We start from the raw sequence: 11,849 nt of genomic DNA on the forward strand, positions 1-11,849 counted from the left end.
GAGCCCCCATGCCTCGCGCCCACCGCCTCGCCCCCGTCCTCGCCACCGCGGTGCTCGCCGCGGCCGCCCTCGCGACCACCGGCACCGCGCACGCCGCCCCCGCCCACGCCCCGGCCGCGCACCCCCGCGCCGCCCTCGACCTCAGCTGCTCGCAGTCCTACCTGCCGCTGCCCGACCCGTCCTGCACCCCCGGCGCCACCAACCCGGACGTCAGCCAGGACACCATCGACGACACCATCTGCGAGGCGGGCTACAGCAGCTCGATCCGCCCGCCCACCTCCTACACCAACCGCCTCAAAGTGCAGCAGATCGCCCAGTACGGCTACGCCGACACCGACACCGCCGACTACGAGGAGGACCACTTCATCCCGCTCTCGCTCGGCGGCCACCCGACCGACCCGAAGAACCTCTGGCCCGAGCCGCGCTACGCGGCCGACCCCAGCGGCCTGACCGCAGCCGACAAGGACAAGGTGGAGTACAAGCTCTACCGCGCCGTCTGCAACCGCCAGGTGAACCTGGTGCCCGCCCAGCAGGCCATCGCCACCAACTGGACCACCGCGCTCTCGGTCCTCGGCCTCGGCTGACAGACGGACGGGCGGACGAACGGGCGGACGAACGGGCGGACGAACGGACGTCGACGCGGGCCCTCACAGCCCGAGGGTCACAGCCCGAGGGCCTGCGCCGACGCCCGGACCGGCGCCGGGAGTTCGGTCCGCCCGCGCAGGTGGCGGTCCACCGCCGCGGCCGCCGCCCGGCCCTCGGCGATCGCCCAGACGATCAGCGACTGGCCGCGCCCGGCGTCCCCGGCCACGAACACCCCGTCGACGGCGGTGCCGAAGCCGTCGTCCCGCTCCAGGACGCCCGTCGGCCCGAGGCCCAGCCCGAGTTGGTCGAACAGCGGCTGGCCCGGCTCCGGCCCGGTGAAGCCCAGCGCGAGCAGCGCCAGCTGCGCCGGGAGCACCCGCTCGGTGCCCGCCCGGGGGCCGCGCCCGACCGGTTCGGCCGCGGCGAAGCGGACGGCCGCCAGCCGTCCGTCCGGCCCCGGCTCGAACCCGACCGTCACCGCCTCGAACACCCGCCCGCAGCCGTCCGCCACCGCCGCTCCGCCCGCCCCCATCCCGACGGACTCCCCGGCCGGGGACGCCCCCGACTCCTCGTGCGAGGTCGTCTCCCGGTACACCTTGGGGTGGACCGGCCAGGGCTGCCCGGCGCCCCGGCGCTCCGGCGGGCACGGGTTGATGTCCAGCTGGGTGACCGAGGCCGCGCCCTGCCGCAGCGCCGTCCCCAGGCAGTCGGCCGCGGTGTCGCCACCGCCGACGATCACCACCCGCAGTCCCGCGGCGGACAGCGGCGAGCTCGCACGGTCCCCCTCGTCCACCCGGTTCGCCCAGGTCAGGTACTCCATCGCCGGGTGCACCCCGGCCAGCCCGCGCCCGGGCACCCCGGGCTCCCGATGGGCCGCGGCCCCGACCGCGACCACCACCGCGTCGTACCCGGCCCGCAGCTGCTCCCCCGTGACGTCCCGCCCGACCCACACCCCGGTGCGGAACTCGGTGCCCTCGGCCCGCAGTTGGTCCAGCCGCCGGTCCAGCCGGTGCTTCTCCAGGCGGAACGGCGGGATACCGTAGCGCAGCAGCCCGCCCGGGCGGTCGGCCCGTTCGAAGACGGTGGTCGCGTGCCCGGCCCGGGTCAGCTGCTGGGCGGCGGCCAGCCCGGCCGGGCCCGAGCCGATCACCGCCACCCGCCCGCCCGGCTCCGGCCGCTCGGGCCGCTGCGGCCGGTCCCAGCCCTCCGCCCAGGCCCGGTCGGCGATCGCCAGCTCCACGTTCTTGATCGCCACCGCGGCCCCGTCGATCGCCAGCACGCAGGCGCTCTCGCACGGCGCCGGGCAGAGCCGGCCGGTGAACTCGGGGAAGTTGTTCGTCGCCAGCAGCCTGGCGGCCGCCGCCCGCCAGTCCCCGTCCGCCGTCAACCGGTTCCACTCCGGGACGAGGTTCCCCAGCGGGCAGGCCGCGTGGCAGAACGGCAGCCCGCAGTCCATGCAGCGCTCCGCCTGCCCGCTCACCAGCGGCAACGGCGGCCCCGGCCGGTACACCTCGCGCCAGTCCCCGAGCCGCTCGTGCGCGTCCCGCCGCGCCCGCTCCGCCCGCGGGGTGGTGAGGAAGGCCATCCGCCCTGCCATCGCGTCTGCCATCGCGGCCTCCGGCGGTGCGCACCGACTCGGACCGGCGACCACCGCCCCGGGCCCGCCCACCGGGCCCACCAGTCCGGGCCCACCCACCGGCAACGCCACCGTGTGGCCACCGTACGCCTGCGAAGCAGCGGGCGAAACCGGTGGGCGCCGGGACCCCGCGCCCCGCCCTCCCCTGCCGTGAGCACGCCAGGGACAATCGCCCGCATGACCCACACCGTGCTGATCGCCGAGGACGACCGCGCCATCCGCGACTCGCTCACCCGCGCCCTGACGCTGGAGGGCTACCGGGTGCGGATCGCCGCCGACGGCACCCAGACCCTCGCCGTCCTCGCCGAGCAGCGCCCGGACGTCCTGGTCCTCGACGTGATGATGCCCTCGCCGGACGGCCTGGAGGTCTGCCGACGGCTGCGCGCCGACGGCGACCGCACCCCGGTGCTGATGCTCACCGCCCGGGTCGAGGTCCCGGACCGGATCGCCGGCCTGGACGCCGGGGCGGACGACTACCTGGTCAAGCCCTTCGACGTGGACGAGCTGTTCGCCCGCCTGCGCGCGCTGCTGCGCCGCAACCCGCCGTCGGAGACCACCGGGGACGTGCTCACCGTCGCCGACCTGCGGGTCGAACCGCCGGCCCGCCGGGCCTGGCGCGGCGGGCACGAACTGGAGCTCTCCCGCACCGAGTTCGACCTGCTGGAGCTGCTCGCCCGGAACGCCGGCGCGGTCCTCGACCAGACCACCCTGTACGAGCGGATCTGGGGCTACGACTTCGGCCCCGGCTCGAAGAACCTCGCGGTGTTCATCGGCTACCTGCGCCGCAAGCTCGACCTCCCCGGCCTCACCCCGCTGATCCACACCGTCCGCGGCGTGGGCTACACGCTGCGCGAGCCGTGACCGGCCCGGCGCGCCGCCGCCTGCCGCGCCCGGGCCTGCGCACCACCCTCTCGCTCGCCTTCGCCGCGATGGCCGCCCTGGTCGCGGTGGTGATCGGCACGCTCGGCTACCACGCCGCCGCCCGACTGATCCGCGACGACGAGACGGACGACTTCAACTCGGCCGTCGGCGCGGTCAGCGGCCAGGTCCAGCGCGAGAAGCTGTTCCCGGGGGACTTCAACAGCCCGGGCGGGCTCGGCGAGCAGTTGCTGCACCCGATCCGGGTCACCGCCCAGGCGCTGGACGCCACCGGGTCCGTCCTGCCGGGCACCGCCCACCTCGACCTCCCGACCACCGCGGCGGACCGCGAACTCGCCGGCTCGGAGGCCCCCGCCCGGACGGCGACCGATCTGCGCCGGGTCGGCGGCAGCACCTGCCGGGTCGGCGTGGTCTCGCTCGGCGGCGGGCGCGGCGCCGTCCAGGTGGTGCTCCAGCTCGACGACATCGAGGAGCTGTTGGAGCGGCTGCGGCGGCAGATGGTGGCCGTGGTGGCCGGCGTCGTGCTGGTCGCGGGCGGGGCCGGCCGGCTGGTCGCCGGGCGGATCACCGGCCGGCTGGTCCGGCTCACCGACGCCGCCGAACTGGTCGCCGCCAGCGGCCGCCTGGACGTCCCGGTGCCCGCCGCGGGCACCGACGAGGTGGGCCGGCTCGGCCGCGCCTTCGACCGGATGCTGGTCCGGCTGGCCACCGCCAAGGAGAACCAGCGCCGGCTCGTCCAGGACGCCGGGCACGAACTGCGCACCCCGCTGACCAGCCTGCGCACCAACCTCGCGGTGCTGCCCGGCATCGACCGGCTGCCGCCCGCCGAGCGGGCCGCGCTGCTCGCCGACCTGAGCGAGGAGGCCCGGGGGCTGAGCCGGCTGGTGGAGGAGCTGGTGGCGCTCGCGGCGGACCGCAAGGCGGACGAGGAGCCGGTCCCGGTGGCGCTCACGGAGGTGGTCGAGGAGGCCGCCGCGCAGGCCCGCCGGCGCAGCGGTCGGGAGGTCACCGTGGACGCGGACGGCACGGTGGTGGTCGCCCGTCCGGACGCGCTGGCCCGCGCGGTGGCCAACCTGCTGGACAACGCGGCCAAGTTCGACCCGGCCGGCACCGCCCCGATCGAGGTGGTGGTCCGCGGTCCCCGGGTCGAGGTCCGCGACCGCGGGCCGGGCATCGACCCGGCCGACCTCCACCGGGTCTTCGACCGCTTCTACCGGGCCACCGCCGCCCGCAGCCTGCCCGGTTCGGGCCTGGGGCTGGCCATCGTCGCCGAGGTGGCCCGCTCGCACGGCGGCACCGCCTTCGCCGCCGACCGGGAGGGCGGCGGCGCGGTGATCGGCTTCACCCTCGGGCGCTGACAGCACCCGGAACCGCCCCGGCCCTCCCCGGACGACGCACGACGAACGACGAACGACGCACGACGAACGGGCCCGGTGCGCCGAAGCACCGGGCCCGCAGCGGGATCGGGATCAGACCGCGGCCAGCAGCCCCCGCCCGAACCAGTCGGCGTCGTCCTTCACGCCCGGCAGGACGAAGAAGTACCCGCCGCCGGTCGGCGAGATGTAGTCCACCAGCGGCTCGTCGATCAGCCGGGTCTGGGTGGCCTCGAACTGCCGCGCCACGTCCTGCTGGTAGCAGCAGAAGACCAGGCCCATGTCCAGGTTGCCCGCCTTGTCGACGCCCCGGTCGTAGTTGTAGCCGCGGCGCAGGATGCGCGAGGTGTCGGTGTCGGCGGTGCGCGGGTTGGCCAGCCGGATGTGCGCGGTGAGCGGGATCGCCTCGCCCTTCGGGTCCTTGCCGTAGTCCGGGGCGTCGTTCTCCTGGCGGCCGTCCAGCGGCGCACCGGTGTCCCGGCGGCGGCCGAACATCTTCTCCTGCTCGGCCAGCGAGACGCGGTCCCAGAACTCGATCAGCATCCGGATGATCCGGATCACCTGGTAGCTGCCGCCGGTGGCCCAGGCGGGCTCGCCCATGCCGTCGGTGACCCAGATCAGCCGGTCCATCTCCCGGGAGGAGGTGGTGTCCGGGTTGACGATGCCGTCCTTGAAGCCGAGCAGGTTGCGCTGGGCGCCGTCCGGGCGGGACGGGTTCTGGAAGCCGTCGATCCGCCAGAGGATCTGCATCGCGCCGCGGGTGTGCCGGGTGATGTCGCGCAGCGCGTGCAGCACGGTGTCCTGCTGCTCGGCGCAGATCTGCAGCGAGAGGTCGCCGTGCAGTTCGGCGGCCTGGAGGTTGTCGTTGGGGAAGGTCTTCATCGGCGTCAGCTTGACCGGCTTGGCCTTGGCCAGGCCGAAGCGGTCGTCGAACAGCGAGGCGCCGACGCCGACGGTGACGGTCAGGTCGTCGGTGGCCACCGTCGGGCCGAGCATCCCGCTGTCCGAGGGCGGCGCGCCGACGCCGAGGTCGGCCGGGGCCCCGCCGGCGGTGAGGAAGCGGACCCGCTCGGTGAGGGTCCTGAACAGGTCCTCCAGGCCCTTGCGGTCCTGGGCGATCACCTGGCAGGAGACGAAGGCCGCGTAGCCCTGCTGGGGGGTGGCGATGCCGGCCTGGTGGCTGCCGTGGAACGGGACGGCCCCGGTCTTCGACCGGGTGTCCCCGGCCTCGGCCCGGCCGGCCCCGAGGGTGAAGCCCCCGCCGGCGAGCACGGCGGCCCCGGCACCGGCGCCGAGCGCGGCCCGCACGAAGCTGCGCCGGGCCGGTCCGGCCGGGCAGCCGCCCTCCGCCGGGGCCGGAACGGCCGCCGCGGCGTGCGGGAACGGGCAGGTGCCTCCGGTGGCTGCGGTGTCGTCGGTCATCAGGAGGCCTTCCGGATCTCGAGCAGGGTGGGGATGAGCGAGAGGTTCTCGAGCAGTTGGCCGGTGGAGCCGTTCAGCCGGCGACGGGCGTCGGCGGACAGCTTGTCCACCGGGGTCCAGCCCCCGGACTGGTGGGCGGCCGCGACCAGGTCGCCGACCTGCTTCATCCCGGCGTCGACCCGGACCAGCACCTGCGGGTCGCGCTCGTCGAGCAGCGGCTGCAGGACGGTCAGCAGCTCCTGGGTGCCCGCCAGGTTGGCCTGGGCGGTGGCCAGGTTGGTGCCGCTGCCCATGTCGGTGTCGCCGGTCAGCTCGAACTGGAGGGTGTTCTCGAGGATCTCGTGGGCGCGCAGCGGGAGGTCGCCCGGGTCGAAGTCCTGGGTGGGGAAGTCGTGCGCGAGCTTGGCCGCGTTCTGGGCGAGCTCGTCGGCGACCGGCGTCAGGTCGGCGGCGGACTGGCCGTGCCAGAGGCCGTACTCCAGGCGCAGGAAGCCGGTGAAGCCCGGGTCCGCGGTCCCGTCGGGAAGACCGTCGGCGCGGCCGTCGATCTTCTTGTCGAGGTCGGCGAAGGTGCCGTAGGCGGCGCCGAGCGAGGCGTACTGCAGGTGCGCGGTGAGCCAGTCGGCCTTGGCGGTCTCCAGGTCACCGGAGTGGACGTCGGTCTGGATCTTCTGGGTCTGGGTCATCAGGGTCGCCAGGCCCTTGTTGACGTAGTCCTTGTAGCTGTCCAGCGGGGCCTTGAGGTCGTCCTCGTTGACCGGCTTGACGGCCTTGACCGCGGTGCCGCCGGTGATGTGCACGGTGGCGGAGGTGACGGTGGTGCCGCCGGTGGGCACGCAGCGCCAGGCGTAGTCGCCGGAGCCGATGGTGGCGGTCAGCGCGCGGGTGGTGCCGGGGGCCAGGCCCTCGATCTCGCCGTAGACCGAGCCGGTGCCCGGGTTGACCAGGTAGACCTCGGAGACCTTGTCGCCGGTGTTGTGCATCTGGAACACCTGCTGGCCCGGCTGCGGGTCGCCGAAGCCCTTGCCGCACTCCTTCTCGGAGACCGCGACGGTGGCGGAGCTGTCCTGCTTGCCGTCGCTGACCGCGATCACGGCCCCGGCCACCACGACCGGGACGGCGATCGCCGCGGTCGGCAGCACCCAGCGCGGGCGGCCGGTGCGCACCGGCTCGGCCTTCTCCGCGGCCTGCTCCTGCGCGCCGGTCCCCTCCGCGGCCGGCTTCGCGGCGGCCGGGGCCGCCGTGCCGCCGCGCACGCCCTCGATGAAGAGGGTCATCACGATGCCCAGGTACGCGACGTAGCCGACGACCTGGAGGACCGTCATGGTGACGGTCAGGTTGAGGGTGCCCTGGAGCAGCGTGGCGTACCAGGAGGAGGCGTCCAGGTGCCCGCTCAGGTCGAAGGCGTAGCTGGTGCCGCCGCCGACCAGCCCGGACTCCTGGAGGTCGCGCAGGCCGTAGCCGAGCACGCCCGCGGCGACCACGATCAGGCCGGCGCCGGTGATGGTGAAGAACTTGGTGAGGTTCATCTTCAGGGCCCGGCGGTACAGGCCCCAGCACAGGAGGACGGAGAGCAGCAGGCCGACGGCGGCGCCGATGATCGGCCCGGTGGACTCCCCGGCGGTGCGGGCGTTGGTCCACAGGAAGAGCGAGGTCTCCAGGCCCTCCCGGCCGACGGCGAGGAAGCTGGTGAGCACCAGCGCGCCCGCGCCCATCGCCAGCGAGGCCTGGACCTTCTGCTTGATGTCGGCGGAGAGGGTGCGCGCGGAGCGGCGCATCCAGAACACCATCACGGTGACGAAGCCGACCGCGATCAGGCTCAGCACCCCGCCGAACGCCTCCTGGGCGTGGCCGGAGAGGTTGGCGGCGGTGAAGGTGAGCACCGCGCCGAAGCTGAGGCTCAGGGCGACGGCCGCCGCGACACCGGTCCAGACCTGGGGCAGTCGGCCCTTCTGGTCCGCCCGGACCAGGGTGGCGACCAGGATCGACACGATCAGGCCGGCTTCCAACCCTTCACGCAGCCCGATCAGAAAACTGGGAAACGCCTCATCCCACATGCAGCGGGCTCCTCCCCCGGGCCGCCCCGGGTTGTACCTGTCCTCGACGCCCCGCCGGGGTGACGGCGGGACGGCACGGCGAACGCCCCGGACCCGAGGGTCCAGGGCGCTCCGCTTAGCTTAGGCAAACCTTAGAGCCGCGCTGGTCAACCGCACCCCCGGTTCGGGTAAGAGTTCGGTATGGGAACACCCATGCGATGACCAACTCGGTGCCCGCCGCCCCCGGGAAGAGACCTGCGTCACCCCCACCACTGCTCGGGCGCGGCCCCGGACCCCGGGTCCGGCGGGACGGTCACCGGTTCGGCGCAGCGCACCAGCAGCGCCCCCTCCTCCGTCTCGGTGACCAGGAAGCCCCGCTCCCGCAACACGAGCGCGGCCGCCCCGCTCAGCGCCGCCCGGGCCGGGCCGGACGGCGGTCCGTCCGCCTCCGCACCCGGGGGCCAGCCGACCGCCACGCCCTCGGGGTGACGGTCGATCGACAGCGGTGAGGCGCCCGGCGCGGTGTCGAACCCGGCCCGGGCCAGGGCCTCGGTGACGTCCTCGAAGAGTTCACGGTGATCCACCATTGGCGCAGCGTAGGCCCGGGTCCGCACGGGCCCCGGACGCGGCGCGCGCCGGAGTGCTCCAGCTGCACCCGAGCGCAGCATCGCCCCCGGCCACCCCGACCGGCGGCCAGCCGATCGGGCGTCAGCGACCCCCGTCCGGCCCGACACGCACGGCCGGACGGCCCGATGGACGTGCACAGTCGGTCCCCTGCCGACAGCATGACAGAGTAAGCGCTCCATCACCCTGAGCAACGGGTCCAGTGAACCGCCCAGGTCCGCGCGCCGGTCCGCCCGGCGGACCCGTATCGAGAGGTCCCATGATCACAACACTTCGCCGGCCGGCGTTCCCGCCGGCGGGCCTCCGCCCCGGCACGCCTGGAAAGCCGGGGAGCCCGTCGTGAGAACCGACCAGCAGTCGCAGCCGGGACCGGTGACCAGCACCCGCGCCAAGCCGGCCAACCAGGCCGAAGCCCTCGCCGACTGGACCGACGGCCGGCTCGGCATCTACTCCCTCGCCAAGGCCAACCTGCGCAAGATCTTCCCGGACCACTGGTCCTTCATGCTGGGCGAGATCGCGCTCTACACCTTCGTCATCATCATCCTGACCGGCGTCTGGCTGACCCTCTTCTTCAAGCCGAGCATGGGCGAGGTCGTCTACGACGGCTCCTACGTCCCGCTCAAGGGCATCCGGATGTCCGAGGCCTACGCCTCGACCATCGACATCAGCTTCGAGGTCCGCGGCGGCCTGCTGATGCGCCAGATCCACCACTGGGCCGCGATCGTCTTCGTCGCCTCGATGCTGACCCACATGCTGCGGGTGTTCTTCACCGGCGCGTTCCGCAAGCCCCGCGAGATCAACTGGGTCTTCGGCGCGCTGCTGCTGTTCCTCGGCATGTTCGACGGCTTCATGGGCTACTCGCTGCCGGACGACCTGCTCTCCGGCACGGGCATCCGCTTCATGCAGGGCGCGATCCTGTCCGTCCCGATCGTCGGCACGTACCTGCAGTTCTTCATCTTCGGCGGCGAGTTCCCCGGCACCGACATCGTGCCGCGGCTGTTCACCGTCCACATCCTGCTGATCCCGGGCGTCATGGTGGGCCTGCTCGCCGCGCACCTGATCCTGGTCTTCTACCACAAGCACACCCAGTTCGCGGGCCCCGGGCGCACCAACGACAACGTGGTCGGGATGCCGCTGATGCCGGTCTACATGGGCAAGGCGGGCGGCTTCTTCTTCCTGGTCTTCGGCATCGTCTCGGTGATGTCGGCGATCGCCACCGTCAACCCGATCTGGGCGTACGGCCCGTACCGGCCCGACCAGGTGTCCACGGACGCCCAGCCGGACTGGTACATGGGCTTCTCCGAGGGCCTGGTCCGGGTGATGCCCGGCTGGGAGATCAGCGTCTGGGGCGGCCACACCCTCAACCTCGGGGTGTTCATCCCGCTGGTGGTCTTCCCCAGCGTGCTGCTGGCCATCTGGTGCTGGCCGTTCCTGGAGGCCTGGGTCACCGGGGACCACGGCGAGCACCACATCGCGGACCGCCCCCGCAACCACCCGGTCCGCACCGCCTTCGGCGCGGCCTGGATGGGCCTCTACCTGATCCTGCTCGCCGGCGGCGGCAACGACCTGCTGGCGACCCACTTCCACCTGTCGATCAACGCGATCACCTACGCGGTCCGGGCCGGGTTCTTCGCCGTGCCGGTGGTGGTGTTCGTGATCACCAAGCGCTGGTGCCTGGGCCTCCAGCGCCGGGACAAGGAGAAGGTGCTGCACGGCCGGGAGACCGGGGTCATCAACCGGCTGCAGCACGGCGAGTTCGTCGAGGTGCACGCGCCGCTGCCGCAGGGCCGGGTGTTCACCCTCACCTCGCACGAGCAGCCCGAGCCGGTCGAGCTGGAGCCCGAGGTGGACGAGAACGGCGTGGCCCGCAAGGCCGGGCTGTGGACCCGCACCCGGGCCAAGCTGTCCCGCGGCTTCTACGGCGAGGGCAGCCAGATCCCCAAGCCCACCGTCGAGGAGCACGAGGAGATCACCAGCGGCCACGGCCACCACTGACACCGCCCCGACACCAGGAGGGCCCGCTGCGCCGGAACCGGCACGGCGGGCCCTCCTGGAACGTGTTCAGCCGCGCAGGGCCGCCGGGACGACGGCGAACAGCACCGCCACCAGGGTGACGGAGAGGCAGAGCGCGGCCCAGCGGGCGCAGATCCGGCGGCACTCGGCGCGGTAGCGGGCGGCCAGCCGGCGGCAGCGCTCGACGGCGCGGTCCACGACCCCCTCCGCGTAGCGCAACCGGTCGGCGGCGTAGGCCTGTTCGAGGCTCTCCCGCTCCGCCTCCGGCAGCCACGGGAACTGCGCCGCGAAGGCCCGGGCGTCCCGGCCGGCCGCCTCGACCTCCGCCTCCCAGGCCAGGAAGCCCTCGATCCGGGCGATCTCCACCCGGGAGTCGACCCGGCCGCCGCCGGCCGACCTGCCCTGGCGCGGGGTCCGCGCCCGCGGCGGACGCTGTCTGCCACCCATGACCGCTCCTCACGTCCTGTCGGGTCGTCCCGCCGGAAATCCTGCGCGGACCGGCCCCGGCGCGGACTCGCTCCGCGACCACGCAACTACTACCAGCGACGAACCGCAGGTGGCAGGCGGCTCGCCACGCCCCGGAGGGCCCCGAAAAAGTTGCGTGCCACGCACTATTGCGCGCCGCGCAGGTTTTCGGGAGAGTGGGGGTCATGACGAACGGGCAGCCCGGGCTGCGGGAACGGAAGAAGGCCGCGACCCGGGAGGCGATCAGCTGGGCCGCGCTCCGGCTGGCCGTGGAACGGGGCCTGGAGAACGTCCGGGTCGAGGACATCGCGGCCGCGGCCGGGGTCTCCCCGCGCACCTACAACAACTACTTCTCCAGCAAGGCCGAGGCGATCGTCTCCCGGCACCGCGACCGGCTCCTGCGGGGTGCGGCGGCACTGCGGGCCCGGCCGCCGGAGGAGCCGCTGTGGGAGGCGCTCCACCAGGCCCTGGTGGAACCCTTCGAGGGCCCCGAGGAGGCACCCGCCCCGCACTGGGTCGCGGCCGTCCGGCTGCTGCTGCGGGAGCCCTCGCTCCAGGCCGAACTGGTGCGCGGCGGCGCGGAGAGCCGGGCCGAACTCACCGCGGCGGTGGCCGCCCGGACCGGCACCGACCCCGACCGGGACCTCTACCCGAAGCTGGTCGCCTCGGCCGCGCTCTCCGCGCTCCAGGCCTCCAACGAGCACTACCTGAGCGCCGATCCCGCGCTGCCCTTCAAGGCCGTGTTCGCCGAGGCCCTGCGGCAGCTGGCGGCCGGGCTGCCCGATCCGTCGCACTGAACGACCGACTCAGAGGGGG

At 74.0% G+C, this 11,849-nt stretch carries 10 protein-coding genes; 5 read left to right on the forward strand and 5 right to left on the reverse strand.

Annotation, left to right across the window (positions count from 1 at the left end; all coding sequences use genetic code 11):
- Positions 1 to 8: 8 nt before the first annotated feature.
- Positions 9 to 584, forward strand: a complete 576-nt coding sequence (locus AB0O91_RS31995; protein WP_363440642.1) for a hypothetical protein — start codon at positions 9 to 11, stop codon at positions 582 to 584.
- Between the two features lie 77 nt (positions 585 to 661).
- Here AB0O91_RS31995 and AB0O91_RS32000 read toward each other — a convergent pair whose 3' ends face one another.
- On the reverse strand, positions 662 to 2,194 hold the full coding sequence (locus AB0O91_RS32000) for a glutamate synthase subunit beta (protein ID WP_363440645.1): 1,533 nt from the start codon (positions 2,192 to 2,194) through the stop codon (positions 662 to 664).
- Between the two features lie 204 nt (positions 2,195 to 2,398).
- On the opposite strand from AB0O91_RS32000, the gene AB0O91_RS32005 reads away from it, so the two are divergent.
- Positions 2,399 to 3,082: a response regulator transcription factor gene (locus tag AB0O91_RS32005; protein WP_363440648.1), complete on the forward strand. Its 684-nt coding sequence runs from the start codon at positions 2,399 to 2,401 to the stop codon at positions 3,080 to 3,082.
- The gene (locus tag AB0O91_RS32010) at positions 3,079 to 4,458 is read left to right on the forward strand and encodes an ATP-binding protein (RefSeq protein WP_363440651.1); all 1,380 of its coding nucleotides are present in this window, start codon (positions 3,079 to 3,081) and stop codon (positions 4,456 to 4,458) included. Before AB0O91_RS32005 ends, AB0O91_RS32010 begins: the two co-directional genes overlap by 4 nt.
- A 111-nt stretch (positions 4,459 to 4,569) precedes the next feature.
- Here the strand turns inward: AB0O91_RS32010 and efeB are convergent, their stop codons facing one another.
- The 3 genes from efeB to AB0O91_RS32025 all read right to left on the reverse strand — a co-directional run bounded on the left by efeB (position 4,570) and on the right by AB0O91_RS32025 (position 8,518).
- Positions 4,570 to 5,895, reverse strand: a complete 1,326-nt coding sequence (gene efeB, locus AB0O91_RS32015; RefSeq protein ID WP_363440654.1) for an iron uptake transporter deferrochelatase/peroxidase subunit — start codon at positions 5,893 to 5,895, stop codon at positions 4,570 to 4,572.
- The gene (efeU, locus tag AB0O91_RS32020) at positions 5,895 to 7,952 is read right to left on the reverse strand and encodes an iron uptake transporter permease EfeU (RefSeq protein WP_363440657.1); all 2,058 of its coding nucleotides are present in this window, start codon (positions 7,950 to 7,952) and stop codon (positions 5,895 to 5,897) included. The genes efeB and efeU overlap by 1 nt, the downstream gene beginning before the upstream one ends.
- A gap of 239 nt (positions 7,953 to 8,191) precedes the next feature.
- Positions 8,192 to 8,518: a hypothetical protein gene (locus tag AB0O91_RS32025; RefSeq protein ID WP_363440659.1), complete on the reverse strand. Its 327-nt coding sequence runs from the start codon at positions 8,516 to 8,518 to the stop codon at positions 8,192 to 8,194.
- Positions 8,519 to 8,927: 409 nt separating this feature from the next.
- Here AB0O91_RS32025 and AB0O91_RS32030 point away from each other — a divergent pair, with 409 nt between their 5' ends.
- Positions 8,928 to 10,550, forward strand: a complete 1,623-nt coding sequence (locus tag AB0O91_RS32030; RefSeq protein WP_363440791.1) for a ubiquinol-cytochrome c reductase cytochrome b subunit — start codon at positions 8,928 to 8,930, stop codon at positions 10,548 to 10,550.
- A gap of 66 nt (positions 10,551 to 10,616) precedes the next feature.
- On the opposite strand, the gene AB0O91_RS32035 is transcribed toward AB0O91_RS32030, so the two are convergent.
- Positions 10,617 to 11,015, reverse strand: a complete 399-nt coding sequence (locus tag AB0O91_RS32035) for a hypothetical protein (RefSeq protein WP_363440661.1) — start codon at positions 11,013 to 11,015, stop codon at positions 10,617 to 10,619.
- Positions 11,016 to 11,218: 203 nt separating this feature from the next.
- On the opposite strand from AB0O91_RS32035, the gene AB0O91_RS32040 reads away from it, so the two are divergent.
- Positions 11,219 to 11,830, forward strand: a complete 612-nt coding sequence (locus AB0O91_RS32040; protein ID WP_363440664.1) for a TetR family transcriptional regulator — start codon at positions 11,219 to 11,221, stop codon at positions 11,828 to 11,830.
- Positions 11,831 to 11,849 lie beyond the last annotated feature (19 nt).

This window comes from Kitasatospora sp. NPDC089797 (assembly GCF_040684795.1).
Lineage (GTDB): Bacteria > Actinomycetota > Actinomycetes > Streptomycetales > Streptomycetaceae > Kitasatospora.

Coding starts and splice junctions, on each gene's coding strand:
- efeU (WP_363440657.1), bottom strand. CDS start 7,952: ATGTGGGATGAGGCGTTTCCCAGTTTTCTGATCGGGCTGCGTGAAGGG.
- AB0O91_RS32040 (WP_363440664.1), top strand. CDS start 11,219: ATGACGAACGGGCAGCCCGGGCTGCGGGAACGGAAGAAGGCCGCGACC.
- AB0O91_RS31995 (WP_363440642.1), top strand. CDS start 9: ATGCCTCGCGCCCACCGCCTCGCCCCCGTCCTCGCCACCGCGGTGCTC.
- AB0O91_RS32035 (WP_363440661.1), bottom strand. CDS start 11,015: ATGGGTGGCAGACAGCGTCCGCCGCGGGCGCGGACCCCGCGCCAGGGC.
- AB0O91_RS32025 (WP_363440659.1), bottom strand. CDS start 8,518: ATGGTGGATCACCGTGAACTCTTCGAGGACGTCACCGAGGCCCTGGCC.
- AB0O91_RS32000 (WP_363440645.1), bottom strand. CDS start 2,194: ATGGCAGACGCGATGGCAGGGCGGATGGCCTTCCTCACCACCCCGCGG.
- AB0O91_RS32005 (WP_363440648.1), top strand. CDS start 2,399: ATGACCCACACCGTGCTGATCGCCGAGGACGACCGCGCCATCCGCGAC.
- efeB (WP_363440654.1), bottom strand. CDS start 5,895: ATGACCGACGACACCGCAGCCACCGGAGGCACCTGCCCGTTCCCGCAC.